The 22,575-nt window shown below is 71.5% G+C and carries 19 protein-coding genes and 1 pseudogene; 16 read left to right on the top strand and 4 right to left on the bottom strand.

Features of this window, described 5'->3' with window-relative positions:
- Positions 1 to 11 precede the first annotated feature (11 nt).
- Complete coding sequence (locus ACLJWH_RS18820; protein ID WP_411142873.1) at positions 12 to 2,210, bottom strand: elongation factor G-like protein EF-G2; 2,199 nt, start codon at positions 2,208 to 2,210, stop codon at positions 12 to 14.
- A gap of 346 nt (positions 2,211 to 2,556) precedes the next feature.
- On the opposite strand from ACLJWH_RS18820, the gene pgsA reads away from it, so the two are divergent.
- The 3 genes from pgsA to ACLJWH_RS18805 are packed head-to-tail and all read left to right on the top strand — an operon-like array spanning position 2,557 to position 5,416.
- Positions 2,557 to 3,213, top strand: a complete 657-nt coding sequence (pgsA, locus tag ACLJWH_RS18815; RefSeq protein WP_411142872.1) for a phosphatidylinositol phosphate synthase — start codon at positions 2,557 to 2,559, stop codon at positions 3,211 to 3,213.
- Positions 3,210 to 4,262, top strand: a complete 1,053-nt coding sequence (locus ACLJWH_RS18810; protein WP_411142871.1) for a phosphatidylinositol mannoside acyltransferase — start codon at positions 3,210 to 3,212, stop codon at positions 4,260 to 4,262. Before pgsA ends, ACLJWH_RS18810 begins: the two co-directional genes overlap by 4 nt.
- Entirely contained in the window at positions 4,259 to 5,416 is a 1,158-nt protein-coding gene (locus ACLJWH_RS18805) for a glycosyltransferase family 4 protein (RefSeq protein WP_411142870.1), read from the top strand. The genes ACLJWH_RS18810 and ACLJWH_RS18805 overlap by 4 nt, the downstream gene beginning before the upstream one ends.
- Before the next feature lie 375 nt (positions 5,417 to 5,791).
- Here ACLJWH_RS18805 and ACLJWH_RS18800 read toward each other — a convergent pair.
- Positions 5,792 to 6,352, bottom strand: a pseudogene (locus ACLJWH_RS18800) (VC0807 family protein); the annotation flags it as partial.
- A 160-nt stretch (positions 6,353 to 6,512) separates the two neighbouring features.
- On the opposite strand from ACLJWH_RS18800, the gene ACLJWH_RS18795 reads away from it, so the two are divergent.
- The 12 genes from ACLJWH_RS18795 (at position 6,513) to ACLJWH_RS18740 (ending at position 19,297) form a co-directional block, all read left to right on the top strand.
- Entirely contained in the window at positions 6,513 to 7,058 is a 546-nt protein-coding gene (locus tag ACLJWH_RS18795) for a hypothetical protein (protein ID WP_411142869.1), read from the top strand.
- Positions 7,059 to 7,373: 315 nt separating this feature from the next.
- The gene (gene pdxS, locus ACLJWH_RS18790; RefSeq protein WP_411142868.1) at positions 7,374 to 8,285 is read left to right on the top strand and encodes a pyridoxal 5'-phosphate synthase lyase subunit PdxS; all 912 of its coding nucleotides are present in this window, start codon (positions 7,374 to 7,376) and stop codon (positions 8,283 to 8,285) included.
- A gap of 7 nt (positions 8,286 to 8,292) precedes the next feature.
- Positions 8,293 to 8,886 carry a pyridoxal 5'-phosphate synthase glutaminase subunit PdxT gene (gene pdxT / locus ACLJWH_RS18785; RefSeq protein WP_411142867.1) on the top strand — a complete coding sequence of 198 codons (594 nt, stop codon included), beginning with the start codon at positions 8,293 to 8,295 and terminating at the stop codon, positions 8,884 to 8,886.
- Positions 8,887 to 8,981: 95 nt separating this feature from the next.
- Complete coding sequence (locus ACLJWH_RS18780; RefSeq protein ID WP_052853525.1) at positions 8,982 to 9,734, top strand: YebC/PmpR family DNA-binding transcriptional regulator; 753 nt, start codon at positions 8,982 to 8,984, stop codon at positions 9,732 to 9,734.
- A 131-nt stretch (positions 9,735 to 9,865) separates the two neighbouring features.
- Positions 9,866 to 10,444 (top strand): crossover junction endodeoxyribonuclease RuvC, encoded by a 579-nt coding sequence (gene ruvC, locus ACLJWH_RS18775; protein WP_411142866.1) that lies wholly within the window; start codon positions 9,866 to 9,868, stop codon positions 10,442 to 10,444.
- Positions 10,441 to 11,061 carry a Holliday junction branch migration protein RuvA gene (gene ruvA, locus ACLJWH_RS18770; RefSeq protein ID WP_411142865.1) on the top strand — a complete coding sequence of 207 codons (621 nt, stop codon included), beginning with the start codon at positions 10,441 to 10,443 and terminating at the stop codon, positions 11,059 to 11,061. The genes ruvC and ruvA overlap by 4 nt, the downstream gene beginning before the upstream one ends.
- A 115-nt stretch (positions 11,062 to 11,176) precedes the next feature.
- Positions 11,177 to 12,265: a Holliday junction branch migration DNA helicase RuvB gene (gene ruvB / locus ACLJWH_RS18765; protein ID WP_411142864.1), complete on the top strand. Its 1,089-nt coding sequence runs from the start codon at positions 11,177 to 11,179 to the stop codon at positions 12,263 to 12,265.
- Positions 12,266 to 12,427: 162 nt separating this feature from the next.
- Positions 12,428 to 12,955 carry a preprotein translocase subunit YajC gene (gene yajC, locus ACLJWH_RS18760; protein WP_411142863.1) on the top strand — a complete coding sequence of 176 codons (528 nt, stop codon included), beginning with the start codon at positions 12,428 to 12,430 and terminating at the stop codon, positions 12,953 to 12,955.
- 151 nt (positions 12,956 to 13,106) lie between these two features.
- Complete coding sequence (gene secD, locus ACLJWH_RS18755; RefSeq protein ID WP_411142862.1) at positions 13,107 to 14,855, top strand: protein translocase subunit SecD; 1,749 nt, start codon at positions 13,107 to 13,109, stop codon at positions 14,853 to 14,855.
- Position 14,856: 1 nt separating this feature from the next.
- Complete coding sequence (gene secF / locus ACLJWH_RS18750; RefSeq protein WP_411142861.1) at positions 14,857 to 15,981, top strand: protein translocase subunit SecF; 1,125 nt, start codon at positions 14,857 to 14,859, stop codon at positions 15,979 to 15,981.
- Positions 15,978 to 16,526: an adenine phosphoribosyltransferase gene (locus ACLJWH_RS18745; protein WP_411142860.1), complete on the top strand. Its 549-nt coding sequence runs from the start codon at positions 15,978 to 15,980 to the stop codon at positions 16,524 to 16,526. Before secF ends, ACLJWH_RS18745 begins: the two co-directional genes overlap by 4 nt.
- A gap of 173 nt (positions 16,527 to 16,699) precedes the next feature.
- Positions 16,700 to 19,297 (top strand): RelA/SpoT family protein, encoded by a 2,598-nt coding sequence (locus tag ACLJWH_RS18740; protein ID WP_411142859.1) that lies wholly within the window; start codon positions 16,700 to 16,702, stop codon positions 19,295 to 19,297.
- Positions 19,298 to 19,384: 87 nt separating this feature from the next.
- Here the strand turns inward: ACLJWH_RS18740 and ACLJWH_RS18735 are convergent, their stop codons facing one another.
- On the bottom strand, positions 19,385 to 20,614 hold the full coding sequence (locus ACLJWH_RS18735) for a DUF349 domain-containing protein (protein ID WP_411142858.1): 1,230 nt from the start codon (positions 20,612 to 20,614) through the stop codon (positions 19,385 to 19,387).
- Positions 20,615 to 20,854: 240 nt separating this feature from the next.
- The gene (locus ACLJWH_RS18730; protein ID WP_411142857.1) at positions 20,855 to 21,682 is read right to left on the bottom strand and encodes a peptidylprolyl isomerase; all 828 of its coding nucleotides are present in this window, start codon (positions 21,680 to 21,682) and stop codon (positions 20,855 to 20,857) included.
- Between the two features lie 170 nt (positions 21,683 to 21,852).
- On the opposite strand from ACLJWH_RS18730, the gene ACLJWH_RS18725 reads away from it, so the two are divergent.
- A complete protein-coding gene (locus tag ACLJWH_RS18725) occupies positions 21,853 to 22,566 on the top strand; it encodes an MBL fold metallo-hydrolase (protein WP_411142856.1) in 714 nt (237 codons plus the stop codon).
- The last annotated feature ends 9 nt before the right edge of the window (positions 22,567 to 22,575 follow it).

The raw sequence follows: 22,575 nt of genomic DNA, 5'->3' as shown, positions 1-22,575 counted from the left end.
CCCGGCGTCGGCTATGCGCCGTTCCCCGGCTGTTCGCGAAGTTTCGCGGCGAGCTGCGGCGGCATCGGCTCGTGCCGCAGGTAGACCCGCTGGAAGCGCCCGGTGCCGTGCGAGAGGGAGGGCAGATCCACCGCGTACCTGCCGATCTCGATCTCCGGCACCTCGGCGCGTATCAGGGTGCGGCCCGCCCCCGACTGCTCGGTGCCCACCACCCGGCCGCGGCGCCCCGACAGATCGCTCATCACCGGGCCGACGAAGTCGTCCGGCACCAGCACGCTCACCTCCGCGACCGGTTCCAGCAGATCGATGCGGACCTCGGCGGCCGCCTCGCGCAGCGCCAGCGCGCCCGCCGTCTGGAACGCGGCGTCCGAGGAGTCGACGGAATGCGCCTTGCCGTCGAGCAGCGTGACGCGGATGTCGACGAGCGGGCGCCCGGCGGCGACCCCGCGCGCGGCCTGGGCACGTACGCCCTTCTCCACGGACGGAATGAACTGCCGGGGCACCGCGCCTCCCACCACCTTGTCCACGAACTCGATGCCGGAGCCGGCGGGCAGCGGCGCCACCTCGATCTCGCAGATCGCGAACTGGCCGTGGCCGCCGGACTGCTTCACATGCCGGCCGCGCCCCGAAGCCGGCCCGCCGAACGTCTCGCGCAGCGGCACCTGGTGCGCGACCGTGTCGACCTGGACGCCGTATCGGGCGCGCAGCCGCTCCAGCGCCACCTCGGCATGTGCCTCACCCAGGCACCACAGGACCACCTGGTGGGTGTCCGGGCAGTGTTCGAGCCGCATCGTCGGGTCCTCGGCGACCAGCCGGGACAGGCCCTGCGAGAGCTTGTCCTCGTCGGCCTTGCTGTGCGCCTGGATGGCGACCGGCAGCAGCGGGTCCGGCATCGCCCACGGCTCCATCAGCAGCGGGGTGTCCTTGCCCGAGAGGGTGTCGCCGGTCTCGGCGCGGGACAGCTTCGCCACGCAGGCCAGATCGCCGGCGCTCGCCTGCGACAGCGGCCGCTGCTGCTTGCCGAAGGGGGCGGACAGCGCGCCGATCCGCTCCTCGACGTCATGGTCCTCATGGCCCCGGTCCTGCATGCCGTGGCCGGAGACATGCACCGTCTCGTCCGGCCGCAGGGTGCCGGAGAAGATACGGACGAGCGAGAGCCGGCCGACGTACGGGTCGGAGGAGGTCTTCACCACCTCGGCCACCAGCGGACCGTCGGGGTCGCAGGTCAGCGGCGGGCACGGGGCGCCGTCGGTGCCGGTGACGGCCGGTGCGTCGCGCTCGGCGGGCGTGGGGAAACCGGCGGTGACCAGATCCAGCAGTTCGACGGTGCCCAGGCCCTGCCGGGAGCCGTCGGCGGCCGGGGCCGCGGCCAGCACGGGGTGGAAGGTGCCCCGGGCGACCGCCGTCTCCAGATCGCTGATCAGCGTCTTGACGTCTATCTCGGCGCCGCCGAGATAGCGGTCCATGAGGGACTCGTCCTCGCTCTCGGCGATGATCCCCTCGATCAGACGGTCACGGGCCCGCGCGATCAGCGGCAGCTCGTCCGCCGTCGGCTCGCGTTCGGTGCGCTCGCCGGAGGAGTAGTCGAAGACCCGCTGCGAGAGCAGACCGATCAGGCCGTGCACGGGGGAGTGGCCGTCGGCGCCCGGTGTGCCGTAGAGCGGCAGATACAGCGGGACCACGGCGTCCTGGTCCGCCCCGCCGAACGCTTCGCGGCAGATCTCGGTCATCTCCTCGAAGTCGGCGCGGGCCGCTTCCAGGTGGGTGACGACCAGCGCGCGCGGCATGCCGACCGCCGCGCACTCGTCCCAGACCATGCGGGTCGCACCCGCCACCCCGTCGGCCGCCGAGACGACGAAGAGGGCCGCGTCCGCGGCGCGCAGACCGGCCCTCAACTCCCCGACGAAATCGGCGTATCCGGGGGTGTCCAAGAGGTTGATCTTGACGTCGCCCCACTCCACGGGGACCAGGGAGAGCTGTACGGAACGCTGCTGGCGGCGCTCGATCTCGTCGTAGTCGGAGAGGCAGCCGCCGTCCTCGACGCGGCCCGCCCGGTTGACCGCGCCCGATGCCAGGGCGAGGGCTTCGACCAGAGTGGTCTTCCCGGAACCGCTGTGGCCGACCAGCACCACGTTGCGCAGGGCCGTGGGCGGGCCGGCCGCCGATGCCCTTCCGGCGGCTCCCGGGTATGTGCTCGACTTCTCGCTCATGTGTCTCGCCTCCAGGTCGACACTTTGCGGTGATTCGAGCTTTCCACCGTGGCCATGCCGCGTCCATACATGGCACCGGGGGACCCGGGAGAGCAGGGAGACCCGGGAGACCCGGAACACACAGCACCACGGGCCATCGGGGTCCGGGTGAGGCCGGGCGCCGCTCCGCCGGCACCACCGCGCACGGTGCACCGCTCGGCTCGCGGGGGCATGGCACGGCCCCGGCGAGCCGTGCGGTGCACCGTACGCGGTGGTGCATTCGTGGTGCCGGGGGGCCGCCTGGCTACGATGGGCCAGCCGGTGGCCCCATTGACCGCGCGGCCCGAATCGATCCTCCGGGAAGGCCATGCTGAACAAGTACGCGCGTGCGTTCTTCACGCGTGTTCTCACGCCGTTCGCCGCCCTGCTCATCCGTCTCGGGGTCAGCCCGGACGCGGTCACCCTCGTCGGGACCGGCGGTGTGGTGGCCGGCGCCCTGGTCTTCTTTCCGCTGGGGGAGTTCTTCTGGGGCACGATCGTCATCACGCTGTTCGTCTTCTCCGACCTCGTCGACGGCAATATGGCGCGCCAGCTGGGCCGCTCCAGCCGCTGGGGCGCCTTCCTCGACTCCACCCTCGACCGGGTCGCCGACTCGGCGATCTTCGGCGGGCTCGCCCTCTGGTACGCCGGGCGCGGCGACAGCCTGGTGCTCTGCGCGATGGCGATCTTCTGCCTGGCCAGCGGCCAGGTCGTCTCGTACACCAAGGCCCGTGGTGAGGCCATCGGGCTGCCGGTGGACGTCAACGGTCTGGTGGAGCGCGCCGAGCGGCTGGTCATCACGCTCGTCGCCTGCGGCCTGTCCGGACTGCACGCGTTCGGTGTGCCCGGTGTCCAGGTCCTGCTGCCGATCGCGCTGTGGGTCGTCGCCATCGGCAGCACCGTCACCCTCGCCCAGCGCGTGGTGACGGTGCGCCGCGAGTCGGCGGAGGCCGACGCCGTCGCACAAGGGGGGAACGGCGCATGAGCCGCAGTGGTGGGACCGAAGGAACCGGCGGGACCGGTGCGCCGGAGGGGACGGGGCGGACCGGACGTGCCGGGTGGCCCGGTCTGCCGAAGATCGACACGGCGAGGCTGACGGACGGGCTCTACGGCCTCGGCTGGAGCACCGTCAAGAAGCTCCCGGAAGCGGTCGCCGTACGGCTCGGCCGGCAGCTCGCCGACATGGCCTGGAAGCGCCGGGGGAAGGGTGTCCTGCGGCTGGAGGCAAACCTCGCCCGGGTCGTCCCGGACGCCTCGCCGCAGCGCCTGGCCCAGCTCTCCCGGGCCGGTATGCGCTCCTACATGCGCTACTGGATGGAGTCCTTCCGGCTGCCCGCGTGGAGCAAGGACCGGATAAGGGCGGGTTTCACGGCTCAGGACGTGCACTACCTGGAGGAGGGGCTCAAGAGCGACCGCGGAGTCATCCTGGCCCTGCCCCATATGGGCAACTACGACCTCGCGGGTGTCTGGGTCACCACCAAGCTCGGCGTTCCCTTCACCACCGTCGCCGAGCGGCTCAAGCCCGAGTCCCTCTACGACCGCTTCGTCGCCTACCGCGAGGGACTGGGCATGGAGGTGCTGCCGCACACCGGCGGCGCCGCCTTCGGCACCCTGGCCCGGCGGCTGCGGGCCGGCGGCCTGATCTGCCTGGTCGCCGACCGCGATCTGTCCAGCTCCGGGATAGAGGTGACGTTCTTCGGCGAGGCGACGAAGATGCCGGCCGGTCCCGCCATGCTCGCCGTGCAGACCGGCGCGATGCTGCTGCCCGTCACCCTCTGGTACGACGACACCCCGGTCATGCGGGGCCGCGTCCACCCGGAGATCGACGTACCGCCGACCGGCACCCGCGCCGAGAAGGCCGCCGCGATGACCCAGGCACTGGCCGACGCCTTCGCCGCCGGTATCGCGGATCACCCCGAGGACTGGCACATGCTCCAGCGCCTCTGGCTCGCCGACCTGGAGCCGCGCGACGAGACCGGTGCCCCGCGCTCCGGATCCGGTGGCGCGGACGCCGACAGGACGGAGCAGCGGTGAAGATCGGGATCGTCTGCCCGTACTCATGGGACGTCCCCGGCGGCGTCCAGTTCCACGTCCGCGACCTCGCCGAGCATCTGATCAGGCTCGGTCACGACGTCTCCGTCCTGGCTCCGGCGGACGACGAGACACCCCTGCCGCCGTACGTCGTCTCGGCCGGCCGCGCCGTACCGGTCCCCTACAACGGCTCGGTCGCCCGGCTCAACTTCGGGTTCCTGTCCGCCGCCCGGGTGCGCCGCTGGCTGCACGACGGCGCCTTCGACGTCATCCACATCCACGAACCCGGAACGCCGTCGGTCGGCCTGCTCGCCTGCTGGGCGGCGCAGGGTCCGATCGTGGCGACATTCCACACCTCGAATCCGCGGTCCCGCTTCATGATCGCGGCGTATCCGATCCTGCAACCCGCGCTGGAGAAGATCAGCGCACGCATCGCGGTGAGCGAATACGCCCGCCGCACGCTCGTCGAACACCTCGGCGGCGACGCGGTGGTCATCCCCAACGGCGTGGACGTCGACTTCTTCGCCGGTGCGGAGCCGAAGGCCGAATGGCAGGGCCGGACGATCGGGTTCATCGGCCGGATCGACGAGCCGCGCAAGGGCCTGCCGGTCCTGATGAAGGCGCTGCCGCGGATCCTCGCCGAGGTGCCGGACGCCCGGCTGCTGGTGGCCGGGCGCGGTGACGAGGAGGAGGCCGTCGCGACGCTCCCCGCCGAGCTGCGCTCCCGGGTCGAATTCCTCGGCATGGTGAGCGACGAGGACAAGGCCCGGCTGCTGCGCAGTGTCGATGTGTACGTCGCGCCGAACACCGGCGGTGAGTCCTTCGGCATCATCCTGGTGGAGGCGCTGTCGGCCGGTGCGCCGGTACTGGCCAGCGATCTCGACGCGTTCGCCCAGGTCCTGGACCAGGGGGCGGCGGGCGAGCTGTTCGCCAATGAGGACGCGGACGCGCTCGCCGCCGCCGCCGTCCGCCTGCTCGGCGACCCGGTACGGCTGGCCGAACTGCGCGAGCGCGGCAGCAAGCACGTACGCCGCTTCGACTGGTCGACGGTCGGCGCGGACATCCTCGCGGTGTACGAGACGGTCACCCACGGCGCCGCCGCGGTGGCGGCGGACGAGCGGACGGGCCGGCGAGCCCGCTGGGCGGCCCGCGACTGACACCGGAGGCGGCGCGGGAGCACGCCGTCCGGCCCCCGCGCGCACCCGCCGGTGCCCGCACGCCCACGCCACCAGGGCGCCCGGGACCGGATCGGCGGGCCTGACCGGGGTGACCGGCCCTGTCGGTGTGGCCGGCCCGAGCGGAGCGGGCGGTTCTTCGGGGCGCTGCGGCCCCTGTGTACCCCGGGCGCGCCACGTGTGCGTGAGGTCGGCGTCACACATGACCGGGGCCCTTGCCGGTACGAGGAGCGGGGCGGACGGCCGGGTGCCGAACAGGGACAGGCCGTGCCGGGCCCGGAACCGCCGGGCGTAGGCGACGGTGAGCGCCGTCACCAGGCCCAGCTGCACCAGCGTCCGCACGCGGCCGACCAGCGGTACGGCATCGACCGGCAGGGTCAGGGCGGTGAACGCGCCGACCGCCGCGTCCAGCAGCTGTGCGGCGCCCCAGACCACGGTGACCAGGCGCAGCGCACGCCGCAGCTCGGCGGAATCCCGCCAGGCCCGCTCCCGCTCCTCGGCCGCGGCGCCGGCCCGCAGCTGCCGGCTGAAGTGGTAGGCGAACGGCCGCGGCGTGAGCAGGGTGCCCAGGAACCACAGCCCCAGCGCCACCGAGAGCCCCATGTCCTTGAGGAACATCACCCGCGGGCTGCCGCTGGTCACAGAGGTGGCCGCGGACACCGCGAGCATGCCGGTCACGAACAGGTCGAAGGCGTCCGCCCGACGGCGGGTGACGATCGTGAAGGCGACGCGCAGTGCCGGGATCGCGCTGCTGAGCAGCAGCGCCTGCCACTGCTCCGCGCCCTGCGCCCGCAGGACGTAGTAGGCCACCAGCGGCAGCAGCACATTGATCGCGAGTGAGCCCAGCAGGCGGTGCCGGGAGCGCACCGGGGAAGACGGGCCGGCGCTGCGCGCGGTCTGCGACGGGAACTGTTCCATGGCCGGGCCTCCTGTCCTGCGTGGGGACGGCGTCCTGGGCAAAACGCTAGGTGCTGGGGCCGGTCGGGCGAATCGGAGCCAGGGGCGAATTCCGTGGGTTGACCTTCCACCCCGTTCTCCACCCCAGGGTGGAGGCGGACGGCCGGTACTGTGGCCCGGCGTGACCACTTTGATCAGCATCGCGGCCGCCCTGGTCGTCATCGGCGTCTACCTGAGCTGGACCGCCGGCCGCCTCGACCGCCTGCACGCCCGCATCGACGCGGCACGCGCCGCCCTGGACGCACAGTTGCTGCGGCGCGCCTCGGTCGCCCAGGAGGTGGGCACCTCCGGCGTCCTCGATCCGGCCGCCTCGATCGTCCTCTACCAGGCCGCGCACGAGGCCCGGCAGGCCGAGGAGGACCAGCGCGAGGTCGCCGAGAGCCAGCTGAGCCAGGCGCTGCGGGTCATCTTCGGCGAGGAGGCCCAGGTGGAGGCCGTACGGGAGGCCGAGGGCGGTGCGCAGACGATCGCCGAACTCACCGCCGCGGTCCGCCGCGTCCCCATGGCGCGCCGCTTCCACAACGACTCCGTGCGGGCCGCGCGCGCCGTCCGTCGCCACCGGGTGGTGCGCTACCTCCGGCTCGCGGGCCATGCGCCGTTCCCGCTCGCCTTCGAGATGGACGACGAGCCGCCGGCCATCCTGGACGACCGCTCCGTCGGCGCCTGAGGCCGGACACGGACGCACCGCGGGGCGGACGGGGATCCGTACGGCCGCGACGCGCCACCGACGCCACGAGCCGCGTCACCACACCCCGCACCACGAACCGCGCGGCGCCACCGGCCTCCGGACAACCGGCCGAGCCACCGACCAGGCCACCAGCCTCCGGACAATCGACCCGAGCCACCGAGCCACCGGCCCCCGGACGGGCCGCCGCCTCACCCCCGGACAAGCCACTGACGTCTAATTGGCCCTTTTCGTCGGCCCCTCACTAACGGTTGTGTGGCGGTGAAGCGCAACCACCCGCACTGAGTGAGGTCAACCGTGTCCACCACGCCCACCACGCCCCAGCACCCCGAGACCGGAACCGCGCGCGTCAAGCGCGGTATGGCCGAGCAGCTCAAGGGCGGCGTGATCATGGATGTCGTCACGCCGGAAGAGGCGAAGATCGCCGAGGACGCGGGCGCCGTCGCCGTCATGGCGCTGGAGCGCGTCCCCGCGGACATCCGCAAGGACGGCGGCGTGGCCCGGATGTCCGACCCCGACATGATCGACGGCATCATCGACGCGGTCTCCATCCCGGTCATGGCCAAGTCCCGCATCGGCCACTTCGTCGAGGCCCAGGTCCTTCAGTCGCTCGGCGTCGACTACATCGACGAGTCCGAGGTACTCACCCCGGCCGACGAGGTCAACCACGCCGACAAGTGGGCCTTCACCACCCCCTTCGTCTGCGGCGCCACCAACCTGGGCGAGGCGCTGCGCCGGATCGCCGAGGGCGCGGCCATGATCCGCTCCAAGGGCGAGGCCGGTACCGGCAACGTCGTCGAGGCGGTGCGCCACCTGCGCCAGATCAAGGGCGAGATCGCCCGGCTGCGCGGCTACGACAACAACGAGCTGTTCGCCGCCGCCAAGGAGCTGCGCGCCCCCTACGAGCTGGTCAAGGAGGTCGCCGAGCTGGGCAAGCTGCCGGTCGTGCTGTTCTCCGCCGGCGGTGTGGCGACCCCGGCCGACGCGGCCCTGATGCGCCAGCTCGGCGCCGAGGGCGTGTTCGTCGGCTCCGGCATCTTCAAGTCCGGCGACCCCGCCAAGCGCGCCGCCGCGATCGTGAAGGCCACCACCTTCTACGACGACCCGGCGGTCATCGCGGACGTGTCGCGCAACCTGGGCGAGGCCATGGTCGGCATCAACTGCGACACCCTCCCCGAGTCCGAGCGCTACGCCAACCGCGGCTGGTAGGACGCAGATGACCACCCCCACCATCGGTGTACTGGCCCTCCAGGGCGACGTCCGCGAGCACCTCACGGCGCTCGCCACGGCGGACGCCCTGGCCCGGCCGGTCCGCCGCCCGCAGGAGCTGGCCGGGCTCGACGGCCTGGTCATCCCGGGCGGCGAGTCCACCACCATGTCCAAGCTGGCCGTCACCTTCGGCATGCTGGAGCCGCTGCGCGCGTTCGTCCGGAGCGGGCAGCCGGTCTACGGCACCTGCGCCGGCATGATCATGGTCGCGGACAAGCTGCTGGACGGCCGCGAGGACCAGGAGACGTTCGGCGGCATCGACATGATCGTGCGCCGTAACGCCTTCGGACGGCAGAACGAGTCCTTCGAGGCGGCCGTCGAGATCGCGGGCGTCCCCGGCGGGCCGGTCGAGGGCGTCTTCATCCGGGCGCCCTGGGTCGAGTCGGTCGGCGCCGCCGTCGAGGTCCTGGCGACGTACGACGGTCACACGGTGGCCGTCCGGCAAGGTAACGTCCTCGCCACGTCTTTCCATCCGGAACTCACCGGCGATCACCGCGTCCACGCGTTCTTCGTCGACCTGGTGCGGCGCGCCCGGAGCTGACCCCGGGCGACGGGCGGGCGTACGGCCCTCCGGCGCGTTCCCGGTAGGATCTCAGGCGTTCGTTTCTCAATTGGTTACGCGAAGGAGACAGGCGGATGTCCGGCCACTCTAAATGGGCTACGACGAAGCACAAGAAGGCCGTGATCGATGCCAAGCGCGGCAAACTCTTCGCGAAGCTGATCAAGAACATCGAGGTCGCGGCGCGCACCGGCGGCGCCGATGTGGAAGGCAACCCGACCCTTTTCGACGCCATCCAGAAGGCGAAGAAGAGCTCGGTGCCCAACAAGAACATCGACAGCGCGGTCAAGCGCGGTGCGGGTCTTGAGGCGGGCGGCGCCGACTACGAGACCATCATGTACGAGGGCTACGGCCCCAACGGCGTCGCGGTGCTCATCGAGTGCCTCACCGACAACCGCAACCGCGCCGCCTCGGACGTCCGCGTCGCGATGACCCGCAACGGCGGTTCGATGGCCGACCCGGGCTCGGTGTCCTACCTGTTCAACCGCAAGGGCGTGGTGATCGTCCCCAAGGGCGAGCTGTCCGAGGACGATGTGCTCGGCGCGGTCCTGGACGCGGGCGCCGAGGAGGTCAACGACCTCGGCGAGTCCTTCGAGGTGCTCAGCGAGGCCACCGACCTGGTCGCGGTCCGTACCGCGCTCCAGGAAGCCGGTATCGACTACGACTCGGCCGACGCCAACTTCGTCCCGACCATGCAGGTCGAGCTCGAGGAAGAGGGCGCCCGCAAGATCTTCAAGCTGATCGACGCGCTGGAGGACAGCGACGACGTGCAGAACGTCTTCGCCAACTTCGACGTCTCCGACGACGTCATGGCCAAGGTCGACGCCTAGGTCTTCGGCGCGCACAGCACACAGGGCCGTACGACGGGCCGGCGGGACACACCCCGTCGGCCCGTCGGTTTGTCAGTGGCAGCCGTTAACCTGCAAGAACAGGTGAACGAAACGGCGAGGGGTGGGGCCCGATGAAGGTGCTGGGGGTGGACCCGGGGCTGACGCGCTGCGGCGTCGGTGTGGTGGACGGCGTCGCCGGCCGCCCGCTGCGCATGGTTGGCGTCGGCGTCGTCCGGACCCCGTCGGACGCCGACATCGCCCACCGCCTCGTCCTGATCGAGCGCGGCATCGACGCGTGGCTGGACGAGCACCGGCCCGAATTCGTCGCCGTGGAGCGGGTGTTCAGCCAGCACAACGTCCGTACGGTCATGGGCACCGCCCAGGCCAGCGCGGTCGCCATGCTGTGCGCCGCCCGCCGCGGACTGCCGGTCGCGCTGCACACCCCCAGCGAGGTCAAGGCCGCCGTCACCGGCTCCGGCCGGGCCGACAAGGACCAGGTCGGCGCCATGGTCACCCGGCTGCTGCGGCTGGACGCGCCGCCCCGGCCCGCCGACGCGGCCGACGCCCTGGCCCTGGCCATCTGCCACATCTGGCGCGCCCCCGCGGTCAACCGCCTCCAGCAGGCACAGGCCGCGGCCCGCCGCACCCGTCCCGCATCCGTCCCGTCCGCCGGCATCCGCCGGGGGACACCCCAGAAGGGCACCCGATGATCGCCTTCGTCTCCGGCCCGGTCGCGGCCCTCGCACCGGATACCGCCGTCGTCGAGGTCGGCGGTATCGGCATGGCCGTCCAGTGCACGCCGAACACACTCTCCGGGCTGCGCGTCGGACAGCCGGCCAGACTCGCCACCTCCCTCGTCGTCCGCGAGGACTCGCTCACCCTCTACGGCTTCGCCGACGACGACGAGCGGCAGACCTTCGAGCTGCTCCAGACCGCCAGCGGTGTGGGGCCGCGGCTGGCCCAGGCCATGCTGGCCGTGCACTCCCCGGACACCCTGCGCATGGCCGTCGCCGGCGGTGACGAGAAGACCCTCACCGCCGTGCCGGGCATCGGCAAGAAGGGCGCGCAGAAACTGCTCCTGGAGCTCAAGGACCGGCTCGGCGCCCCGCTCGGCAACTCCCGCGCGGCCATCGGCAGCGCGGTGACGGCCGGCTGGCGCGATCAGCTGCACGCCGCCCTGATCGGCCTCGGCTACGCCACCCGCGAGGCGGACGAGGCGGTCGCCGCCGTCGCCCCGCAGGCCGAGGCGGCCGTCGCCGACGGCGGGCAGCCGCAGGTGCCGCAGCTCCTCAAGGCCGCGCTCCAGACCCTGAACCGGTCGCGATGACCGCCCGGCGGCACCCGGCGGCCCGCTCCGGCCGGTGCGCCGCCGCGGCCGTGCGCCCCCGACCGTACGACCACACCGGCGGCCCGGCCGCCCCGACCCCACGAGGCAATCCGCAGTGAACTGGGACGACACCGCACCGTCCACCGCCGAGGACGCCGCCGGCGCGGCCGACCGGCTGGTCGGGGCCGACGCCGACGGTGAGGACACCGCAGTCGAAGCCGCGCTGCGGCCCAAGGACCTCGATGAGTTCGTCGGCCAGGAGCGGGTGCGCGAACAGCTCGACCTGGTGCTGCGCGCGGCCCGTGCCCGCGGCGCCACCGCCGACCACGTCCTGCTCTCCGGCGCGCCGGGCCTGGGCAAGACGACCCTGTCGATGATCATCGCCGCCGAGATGGGCGCCCCGATCCGCATCACCTCCGGCCCCGCCATCCAGCACGCCGGCGATCTCGCCGCGATCCTCTCCTCCCTCCAGGAGGGCGAGGTCCTCTTCCTCGACGAGATCCACCGGATGTCCCGGCCCGCCGAGGAAATGCTCTACATGGCGATGGAGGACTTCCGCGTCGACGTCATCGTCGGCAAAGGGCCGGGCGCCACCGCCATCCCCCTCGAACTCCCGCCCTTCACGCTGGTCGGCGCCACCACCCGGGCCGGTCTGCTGCCGCCCCCGCTGCGCGACCGCTTCGGCTTCACCGGCCATATGGAGTTCTACGCCCCCGCCGAGCTGACGCGGGTGATCCACCGCTCGGCCGGCCTGCTGGACGTTCACATAGAGCCCGACGGCGCCGCCGAGATCGCCGGCCGGTCCCGCGGCACCCCGCGTATCGCCAACCGCCTGCTGCGCCGCGTCCGCGACTACGCCCAGGTCAAGGCGGACGGCGTGATCACCCGCGAGATCGCCTCGCAGGCCCTGGGGGTCTACGAGGTGGACGGCCGCGGCCTGGACCGCCTCGACCGCGCCGTGCTCACGGCCCTGCTCAAGCTCTTCGGCGGCGGCCCGGTGGGGCTCTCCACCCTCGCCGTCGCGGTGGGGGAGGAGCGCGAGACGGTCGAGGAGGTCGCCGAGCCGTTCCTGGTGCGCGAGGGGCTGCTGGCGAGGACGCCCCGTGGCCGGATCGCGACTCCGGCGGCCTGGGCCCACCTGGGTCTGGTGCCGCCGCAGCAGCAATCGGGCGGAACGGGACAGCAGGGCCTGTTCGGGGCGTGACGGCGCGGAGAGTCGCCCGCTGAGGAACTGCGGTGCGATGCTGAGCGTTGTTCCACCGGTGCGGACTCGCTTAGACTCCGCCGATGCCGTCCGTATGGCCCGGCATACCCACCCCCGTATATCAGACCGCGGATGAGCGGTCGTGCGAAGGATTTCCGTCCCGTGAGTATCATGACTCTCCTCCCCTTCATCGTCCTCATCGGGGCCATGTTCCTGATGACCCGGTCTGCCAAGAAGAAGCAGCAGGCGGCCGTGCAGATGCGCAACGAGATGCAGCCCGGCACCGGTGTCCGGACCATCGGGGGTATGTACGCCACCGTCAAGGAAATCCACGACGACTCCGTTCTTCTCGAGGTCGCGCCCGGTGTGCACGCCCTCTACGCCAAGAACGCCATCGGCGCGGTGCTCGCTGACGAGGAGTACAACCGCATCCTGGACAGCGCCGACCCGGTCGTCCCGGACGACGCCTCCTCGCTGACCGGTGACATCGTCGCGGACGCCACCGAATCGGGTGACAAGGCCGGCAAGATCGACCTGGGCAAGGGCGAGACCCCGGCCGACGCGGACGCCGACGCCGAGAAGCCCGTCGCCGAGGAGGCCAAGGCCGCCGAGGCCGCCAAGGATGCCGTCAAGGCCGACGCCGAGACCGCCAAGGACGACAAGAAGGCCGGCGGCGCCGACGCGAAGTAGTCCCGCCCGGACGGAACCGCGGAGCGCCCCGCGTGCGGTGTGCCGCGGTTCCGGGACGGTTTAGGCTCCGGCGGGGGCACGTCCCCACAACACTTCGTGGCTCCTCGGCGGACACCCGATGCCGAGGGGTTGGACAGGGAGATACGAGAAGGTGGCAGCACCGAAGAAGGGCCGCAGGTCGCCCGCGAGCCAGGGAAAACCGGGGCGCACCCTGGTTCTGATCCTGATCGCGATGGTGGCGCTGGTCGGAGGCATGTTCTACTCCGGCACTCTGACGCCCCGACTGGGCATCGACCTGGCCGGCGGCACCAGCTTCACGCTGGCGGCGCAGAACCAGCCGGGCAAGCCCAACGCGATCAACGAGACCAATATGAACACCGCCGCCGGCATCATGGAGCGGCGGGTCAACGGTCTCGGTGTGAGCGAGGCCGAGGTCCAGACGCAGGGCCCCTCCCACATCATCGTGAACATCCCCAAGGGGACGGACGCGAAGCAGGCCCGCCAGCAGGTCGGTACCACCGCCCAGCTCGGCTTCCGGCCGGTGCTGACCACCACCGCGGGCACCAAGACCCCCGAGCCCGCCACCACCCCCTCCGCGGGCGGTAAGGGCGACAAGGGCGACCAGGGCACCAAGGACGGCAAGGGCAAGGACGGCAAGGACGACGGCAAGCAGGGCGCCACGCCCCAGGGCCGCGCCGTCACGGACTCCCTGAAGAAGGCGCCGTCCGCCCCGCCCACCCCCTCCGCCCCGCCCGCCACGCCCCCGGCCGGCGGCGGTGACGCGGACATCCCGGCCGCGCTCCAGAAGCAGCTCGCCGCGCTGGACTGCTCCACGAAGGCGTCGCGCGCGGTGGCCGGTGAGAAGGCCGGCGGCAGCAAGCCGTCCGACCCGATCGTGGCCTGCAAGGACGACGGTACGCAGAAGTACGTGCTCGGCCCGGTCGGTGTCGAGGGCACCGACGTCAAGGACGCCAAGGCGGTCTTCGACGCCCAGCAGGGCCAGGGCTGGATCGTCCAGATGGACTTCACGTCCGACGGCGGCAAGAAGTTCGCCGACATCACCGGCAAGCTCGCCACCAAGACGCAGCCGCAGAACCAGTTCGCGATCGTCCTGGACGGCGCGGTGGTCTCCGACCCGCGCGTCAGCCAGCAGCTCAACGGCGGCAACGCCACCATCTCCGGCGGTTTCACCCAGCAGTCCGCACAGGACCTGGGGAACATGCTGTCCTACGGTGCCCTGCCGCTCTCCTTCAAGATCGATGACGAGACGACGGTCACGGCGGCGCTCGGCGGCGAGCAGCTGCACGCCGGTCTGGTCGCCGGTGCCATCGGCCTCGCGCTGGTCGTCATCTACCTGGTCGCCTACTACCGGGGCCTGGCGCTGGTCGCGCTGGCGAGCCTGGGCGTCTCGGCGGTCCTGACGTACACGATCATGACGTTGCTCGGCCCGGCCATCGGGTTCGCGCTGAACCTGCCGGCCGTCTGCGGCGCCATCGCCGCCATCGGCATCACGGCCGACTCCTTCATCGTCTACTTCGAGCGCATCAGGGACGAGATCCGCGAGGGCCGCACCCTGCGTCCGGCCGTCGAACGCGGCTGGCCGCGCGCCCGCCGTACGATCATGGTCTCCGACTTCGTGTCGTTCCTCGCCGCCGCGGTGCTGTTCATCGTCACCGTCGGCAAGGTGCAGGGCTTCGCGTTCACGCTCGGCCTGACCACCGTCCTCGACGTCGTCGTGGTCTTCCTCTTCACCAAGCCGCTCATGACGCTGCTGGCCCGGCGGAAGTTCTTCTCCGACGGCCACCCCTGGTCCGGTCTGGATCCCAAGCGTCTGGGCGTCAAGCCGCCGCTGCGCCGCGGCCGCCGCTCCATCGTCACCACCGAGACCAAGGAGGCGTGAGATGTCCAAGCTCGGTAACCTCGGCGCCCGGCTCTACCGCGGTGAGGTCGGCTATGACTTCATCGGCAAGCGGAAGTTCTGGTACGGCATCTCGATCCTCATCACCATCACGGCCATCGTCGGCCTGGCGGTGCGGGGCCTGAACATGGGCATCGAGTTCTCCGGCGGTGCGGTCTTCACCACCCCGAAGACCTCGGTGTCCGCCACGGAGGCACAGCACAAGGCCGAGGCGGCGTCCGGTGGCCACCAGGCCCTGGTGCAGAAGCTCGGCGGCGGCGCGCTGCGTATCCAGATCAGCGGTCTGGACACCAAGCAGGCGGTGCCGGTCCAGGAAGAGCTCGCCAAGGACCTGAACGTCCCGGTCAAGGAGGTCAACACCCAGCTGGTCGGCCCGAGCTGGGGCGAGCAGATCGCCAACAAGGCATGGCTGGGCCTGGGGATCTTCATGGTCCTCGTGGTGATCTATCTGGCCATCTCCTTCGAGTGGCGGATGGCGATCGCCGCGCTGATCGCGCTGATCCACGACCTCACGATCACGGTCGGGGTCTACGCCCTGGTCGGCTTCGAGGTCACCCCGGGTACGGTGATCGGTCTGCTGACCATTCTCGGTTACTCCTTGTACGACACGGTCGTCGTCTTCGACAGCCTCAAGGAAGCCGCCAAGGACATCACCAAGCAGACCCGCTTCACCTACAGCGAGATCGCCAACCGCAGCATCAACGGCACCCTGGTGCGCTCCATCAACACCACCGTCGTGGCGCTGCTCCCGGTCGCGGCTCTGCTCTTCGTCGGCGGCGGTGTGCTGGGCGCGGGCATGCTCAACGACATCTCGCTCGCCCTGTTCGTCGGCCTCGCCGCCGGTGCCTACTCCTCGATCTTCATCGCCACCCCGCTGGTCTCCGACCTCAAGAACAGCGAACCGCAGATGAAGGCGCTGGCCAAGCGGGTGCGGGCGAAGCGCGCCGCGGCCGCGGCCAAGGGCGCGAGCCAGGAGGACCCGCAGGACGGGGTCGCCGTGGACACGTCCGGTGCCGCCGAGGACGACGACGCGGCGGTCGTGGGACCGCCCGCGCAGTCCGCCACCCGTGACCGCGGACGCGGCCGTACGTCGGGCAAGCGCCGATGAGCGCCCCCGCCGAGCTGCGCGAGCTGCTGCTCAGCCGGATCACGGACGTCCCCGACTACCCGCAGCCCGGCGTGATGTTCAAGGACATCACCCCGCTGCTGGCCGACGCGACGGCTTTCCGGGCGCTCACCGACGCGTTCGCCGACCTGTGCGAGCGCTACCACGCGGACAAGGTCGTGGGCCTGGAGGCGCGCGGTTTCATCCTCGCCGCCCCCGTCGCGGTCCGCGCCGGTATCGGTTTCGTCCCCGTACGCAAGGCGGGCAAGCTGCCCGGCGCGACGCTCGGGCAGTCGTACGACCTGGAGTACGGCACCGCCGAGATCGAGATGCACGCCGATGCGCTGGCCCCGGGCGACCGGGTGCTGGTGATCGACGATGTGCTGGCCACCGGCGGTACGGCCGACGCCTCGTTGCAGCTCGTGCGCCGCGCGGGCGCCGAGGTCGCCGGCCTCGCGGTGCTGCTGGAGCTCGGCTTCCTCGACGGCCGGCAGCGGCTGGAGCCGGGCCTGAAGGGCGCCCCGCTGGAGGCCCTGATCACGGTCTGAGCCGGTTGTCGCACACCACATCAGCGCCGAGGGCGCCCGGAAGAATCCGGGCGCCCTCGGCGCTGTGTCATGTACGTACTGATGGCCGCGGGAGAGCCGGGGCGCGTGGGTCGATACCATGGCACCCCGACCAGTTCGTGGTCCTGTGGTCCCAAACCACTTGAGGAGTGCTCTTGCCAGACGAGGCCCAGCCGCTCTCCCCCGGACTGCGTCCGGCGGGATCCGCCGCCGCGCGTCCGGCCGAGCCGAACCCCCGGGACGCCGCTTCCGCACCCGCCCCCGAGCCGGGCGCCCCTGGTGCCGCCGCACGCCCGGCCCCCGCGGCCGAGCCCGAGCCGAAGCCCGGCGCCCCCGCGGCGCCCGCCGTGTCGCCCGCCTCCGAACCGGCCCCCGCCCCCGAGCCGCCCGCGAAGGCCGCCCCGCCCGCCGCCCCGGTCCCGGTGGCGAAGCCCCTGCCGCCCGCCCCGGTGAGCCGCTCCGGTTCCCCCAACCGCGTACGGGCCCGCCTCGCCCGACTGGGCGTACAGCGCTCCAGCCCGTACAACCCGGTCCTGGAACCGCTGCTGCGGGCCGTACGCGGCAACGACCCCAAGATCGAGACCGCCACGCTGCGCCAGGTCGAGCGTGCCTATCAGGTCGCCGAGCGCTGGCATCGCGGCCAGAAGCGCAAGAGCGGCGACCCGTACATCACCCACCCGCTCGCGGTGACGACGATCCTCGCCGAGCTGGGGATGGACCCGGCCACGCTGATGGCGGGCCTGCTGCACGACACCGTCGAGGACACCGAGTACGGCCTGGACACCCTGCGCCGCGACTTCGGCGACCAGGTCGCCCTGCTCGTCGACGGCGTCACCAAGCTGGACCGGGTCAAGTTCGGTGAGGCCGCACAGGCCGAGACCGTCCGCAAGATGGTCGTCGCGATGGCCAAGGACCCGCGCGTGCTGGTCATCAAGCTCGCCGACCGGCTGCACAACATGCGCACCATGCGCTATCTCAAGCGGGAGAAGCAGGAGAAGAAGGCCCGCGAGACCCTGGAGATCTACGCGCCGCTGGCCCACCGCCTGGGCATGAACACCATCAAGTGGGAGCTGGAGGACCTCGCCTTCGCGATCCTCTACCCCAAGATGTACGACGAGATCGTCCGGCTGGTCGCCGAGCGGGCGCCCAAGCGCGACGAGTATCTGGCCATAGTGACCGACGAGGTCCAGGCCGATCTGCGCGCCGCCCGCATCAAGGCCACCGTCACCGGCCGCCCGAAGCACTACTACAGCGTCTACCAGAAGATGATCGTGCGCGGCCGCGACTTCGCCGAGATCTACGACCTGGTGGGCATCCGCGTCCTCGTCGACACCGTCCGCGACTGCTATGCGGCGCTCGGCACCGTGCACGCCCGGTGGAATCCGGTGCCGGGGCGGTTCAAGGACTACATCGCGATGCCCAAGTTCAACATGTACCAGTCGCTGCACACGACCGTGATCGGCCCCAGCGGCAAGCCCGTCGAGCTCCAGATCCGCACGTTCGACATGCACCGCCGCGCCGAGTACGGCATCGCCGCGCACTGGAAGTACAAGCAGGAGGCCGTCGCCGGCGCCTCCAAGGTGCGCACCGACGTGCCCAAGGGCAAGGGCGCCGGCCAGGACACCGTCAACGACATGGCCTGGCTGCGGCAGCTGCTGGACTGGCAGAAGGAGACCGAGGACCCGGGCGAGTTCCTCGAATCGCTGCGCTTCGACCTCTCCCGCAACGAGGTCTTCGTCTTCACGCCGAAGGGCGACGTCATAGCGCTGCCAGCCGGTGCCACCCCCGTCGACTTCGCGTACGCGGTGCACACCGAGGTCGGCCACCGCACGATAGGGGCCCGGGTCAACGGGCGGCTCGTACCGCTCGAATCGACCCTGGACAACGGCGACCTGGTGGAGGTCTTCACCTCCAAGGCGCCCGGCGCGGGCCCCTCGCGCGACTGGCTCGGCTTCGTCAAGTCCCCCCGCGCCCGCAACAAGATCCGCGGCTGGTTCTCCAAGGAACGCCGCGACGAGGCCATCGAGCAGGGCAAGGACGCCATCGCGCGGGCGATGCGCAAGCAGAACCTGCCGATCCAGCGGATCCTGACCGGCGACTCCCTGGTCACCCTCGCGCACGAGATGCGCTACCCCGACATCTCATCGCTCTACGCCGCCATCGGCGAGGGCCATGTCGCCGCGCAGGGCGTCGTGCAGAAGCTGGTGCAGGCCCTCGGCGGGCAGGACGAGGCCACCGAGGACATCGCCGAGTCGACACCGATCCGGCCGCGCTCCAAGCGGCGCTCCAGCGCCGATCCGGGCGTCGTCGTCAAGGGCGTCGACGATGTGTGGGTCAAGCTCGCCCGCTGCTGTACGCCGGTGCCCGGCGACCCCATCATCGGCTTCGTCACCCGCGGCAGCGGCGTCTCGGTGCACCGTGCCGACTGCGTCAATGTCGACTCGCTGTCCAAGCAGCCGGAACGGATCCTGGAGGTCGAGTGGGCGCCCACCCAGTCCTCGGTCTTCCTGGTCGCCATCCAGGTGGAGGCGCTGGACCGCTCCCGGCTGCTGTCGGACGTCACCCGCGTCCTGTCGGACCAGCACGTCAACATCCTCTCCGCGGCTGTCCAGACCTCCCGCGACCGGGTCGCCACCTCCCGCTTCACTTTCGAGATGGGCGACCCCAAACACCTGGGCCATGTGCTCAAGGCGGTACGGGGCGTGGAGGGCGTCTACGACGTCTACCGGGTGACCTCGGCCCGTCGGCCGTAGGGCGAGGCACGGGCACCGCAGGAACGCGGAGCGGCCCGGTACGGGAGATCCGTACCGGGCCGCTCCGTCATGCCGGCGCAGGATTTCTCAGCCGCCGAACTCCTCCAGGCCCTTGAGCGCCTGGTCCAGCAGCGCCTTGCGGCCCTCCAGCTCCCGGGCGAGCTTGTCGGCCTTGGCGTTGTTGCCGGCCGCCCGCGCGGTGTCGATCTGCTTCGTCAGCTTGTCGACGGCGTCCTGGAGCTGGCCGGTCAGCCCCGCGGCGCGCGCCCGCGCCTCAGGGTTGGTCCGCCGCCACTCGGACTCCTCGGCCTCCTGGATGGCGCGCTCGACGGCGTGCATCCGCCCCTCGATCTTGGGGCGGGCGTCCCGCGGCACGTGGCCGATGGCCTCCCACCGCTCGTTGACCGTACGGAACGCGGCCCGCGCCGCCTTGAGGTCCGTCACCGGGAGCAGCTTCTCGGCCTCGACGACCAGCTCCTCCTTGCGGGTCAGGTTCTCCTGCTGCTCGGCGTCGCGTTCCGCGAAGACCTCACCGCGCGCCTGGAAGAAGACGTCCTGGGCGCCGCGGAAGCGGTTCCACAGGTCGTCCTCGTGCTCACGCTGGGCGCGGCCCGCGGCCTTCCACTCGGTCATCAGCTCGCGGTAGCGGGCCGCGGTGGCCCCCCAGTCCGTCGAGCCCGACAGCGACTCGGCCTCGGCGACCAGCTTCTCCTTGGCCTTACGGGCGTCCTCGCGCTGCGCGTCCAGCGACGCGAAGTGCGCCTTGCGCCGCTTGGAGAACGCCGAGCGGGCGTGCGAGAAGCGGTGCCAGAGCTCGTCGTCCGTCTTGCGGTCGAGCCGCGGCAGGCCCTTCCAGGTGTCGACCAGTGCCCGCAGCCGCTCACCGGCCGCCCGCCACTGCTCACTGACCGCCAGCTCCTCGGCCTCGGTGACCAGCTTCTCCTTGGCCTGCCGGGCCTCGTCGCTCTGCTTGGCCTTCTGCGCCTTGCGCTCCTCGCGGCGCGACTCGACCGTGCCGACGAGGGCGTCGAGCCGCTTGCGCAGCGCCTCCAGATCGCCCACCGCGTGGTGCTCGTCGACCTGCGTGCGCAGATGGTCGATGGCGGCCGCGGCGTCCTTCGCCGACAGGTCGGTGGTCCTGACCCGCCGTTCCAGGAGGCCGATCTCGACGACCAGACCCTCGTACTTGCGCTCGAAGTAGGCGAGGGCCTCCTCGGGAGATCCCGCCTGCCACGAACCGACGATCTGCTCGCCGTCGGCGGTACGCACGTACACGGTCCCCGTCTCATCGACGCGGCCCCACGGGTCGCTGCTCACAGCGCCTCCTCCACATGATGCCGTCGAGGCGCGCGGCCCCCCGGCATCGTCCACAGTTTCTGTCCGGCAGAGCCACGCCCGGCCGGTCCGACGGGCTGTCTTGCGGGTGCGGGGGCAGCCGTCGGACCAGGCACCCTGCACAACGCCAATCTAGGCGACCGCCGGTCTGCTGTCCGCATCCAGCACGACCGAATTCCGCGGCTCGCGTACGGGGACGGCGGCGACGACGCCCCGCCGGGCTCAGGATTTCGTGACCGTCGCCTTGTCGATGACGACCGTGGCGTTCGGCGCGGTGTTACCGGTCGCCGGGTCGGGCGTCGAGCCCGCCTTGGCGATCTTCTGGAGCACGTCCATGCCACCGGTGATCGTGCCGAACGGCGTGTAGTTCGGCGGCAGCTTGCTGTCCTGGTAGACGAGGAAGAACTGGCTGCCGCCGGAGTTGCGGGTCTTGGCGTCACTCCCGTCGTAGCGGTTGGCCATCGCGACCGTGCCCGCCGGATAGACGCCGCCCTTGAGCCGCGGGTCCTTGAGGTTCTCGTCCGGGAGGGTGTAGCCGGGCGTCCCCTGGCCGGTGCCGGTCGGGTCGCCGCACTGGAGGACGTAGATGCCCTGGTCCACCAGGCGGTGGCACTTGCTGTGGTCGAAGAAGCCCTTGCCCGCGAGGAACGCGAAGGAGTTCACGGTGTGCGACGCCTTGCCGGCATCCAGTTTCAGGCCGATCGTGCCGCAGGTCGTCGCCAGCGTCACGGCGTAGGAGGCCGAGGTGTCGACCGACATCGCCGGCTCCTTCTTCCACGTCTCCTTGGACGGTGTGCCCTTCGCGGGCCTGCCGCACGGGTCCGGCGCCTTGGACGGGGCCGCGGCCCGGTCGGAGCTCTTGTCCTCGCTGCCGTCGGCCAGCCCGGCCGAGGCGTACGCGGCGGCACCGCCGGCCACCGCCACCGCGAGGACGGACGCGAGGATCACGTTGCGGCGTTTGGCCTTCCGCTTGGCCGCGGAGCGCCGTTGCTGCTGGCGCTCGAACTTCTCCCGGGCGAGCTGCCGCCGCCGCTGATCGCTGCTGACCACCGGTCGTCTCCTTCGTCCTGCGCTCTGGTCGCTCTCGTCTGCCGTGGCCGTACCGTATACGGGTTCGCCCCGGCGGGAGTCGCGCCGGTAGGCTCTGGAGCTGCCGAGACGATCCGGGAGCGGCTTCGCGGACCGGCCGTCACCGACCTCCACGACCCTTAAGGACGAACGTGCTGATTGCCGGGTTCCCCGCCGGGGCCTGGGGCACCAACTGCTACGTGGTCGCCCCCGCCGCCGGTGAGGAGTGCGTGATCATCGACCCGGGCCACCAAGCTGCCCAGGGCGTCGAGGACACGCTCAGGAAGCATCGGCTCAAGCCCGTCGCGGTCGTGCTCACCCACGGGCATATCGACCATGTCGCCTCGGTCGTCCCGGTGTGCGGCGCGCACGACGTCCCGGCCTGGATACATCCCGAGGACCGCTACATGATGAGCGACCCGGAGAAGGCCCTGGGCCGCTCCATCGGCAGCCGGCTCATGGGCGAGCTCACGGTGGGGGAGCCGGACGACGTCCGGGAGCTGACCGACGGCGGTGCGCTGGAACTCGCCGGTATGCGGTTCTCCGTCGCGCACGCACCCGGCCATACCAAGGGGTCGGTGACGTTCAGGATGCCCGAGCAGGCCGACATTCCGCCGGTCTTCTTCTCGGGCGACCTGCTGTTCGCCGGCTCCATCGGACGTACCGATCTGCCGGGCGGCGACCACGCCGAGATCCTGCGGTCGCTGGCGCGTGTGTGCCTGCCGCTGGAGGACTCCACCGTCGTGCTGTCCGGCCACGGCCCCCAGACCACCATCGGCCGCGAGCGCGCCACCAACCCCTTCCTGCGGGATGTGGCCGCCGGCCTCGGAGACGGCTCGACCGCCGCTCCGCGACGAGGAATGTGACGAAGCTTC

Origin of the sequence: Streptomyces sp. x-80 (assembly GCF_046549095.1) — a bacterium.
Taxonomy (GTDB): Bacteria; Actinomycetota; Actinomycetes; order Streptomycetales; family Streptomycetaceae; genus Streptomyces; species Streptomyces celluloflavus.
Note: the sequence above shows the minus strand (reverse complement) of the source record. Positions and strands in the feature narration are given on the sequence as shown.

Coding starts and splice junctions, on each gene's coding strand:
- pgsA (WP_411142872.1), top strand. CDS start 2,557: ATGCTGAACAAGTACGCGCGTGCGTTCTTCACGCGTGTTCTCACGCCG.
- ACLJWH_RS18745 (WP_411142860.1), top strand. CDS start 15,978: ATGAGCGCCCCCGCCGAGCTGCGCGAGCTGCTGCTCAGCCGGATCACG.
- secF (WP_411142861.1), top strand. CDS start 14,857: ATGTCCAAGCTCGGTAACCTCGGCGCCCGGCTCTACCGCGGTGAGGTC.
- pdxT (WP_411142867.1), top strand. CDS start 8,293: ATGACCACCCCCACCATCGGTGTACTGGCCCTCCAGGGCGACGTCCGC.
- ruvC (WP_411142866.1), top strand. CDS start 9,866: ATGAAGGTGCTGGGGGTGGACCCGGGGCTGACGCGCTGCGGCGTCGGT.
- ruvA (WP_411142865.1), top strand. CDS start 10,441: ATGATCGCCTTCGTCTCCGGCCCGGTCGCGGCCCTCGCACCGGATACC.
- ACLJWH_RS18810 (WP_411142871.1), top strand. CDS start 3,210: ATGAGCCGCAGTGGTGGGACCGAAGGAACCGGCGGGACCGGTGCGCCG.
- ACLJWH_RS18780 (WP_052853525.1), top strand. CDS start 8,982: ATGTCCGGCCACTCTAAATGGGCTACGACGAAGCACAAGAAGGCCGTG.
- ACLJWH_RS18820 (WP_411142873.1), bottom strand. CDS start 2,210: ATGAGCGAGAAGTCGAGCACATACCCGGGAGCCGCCGGAAGGGCATCG.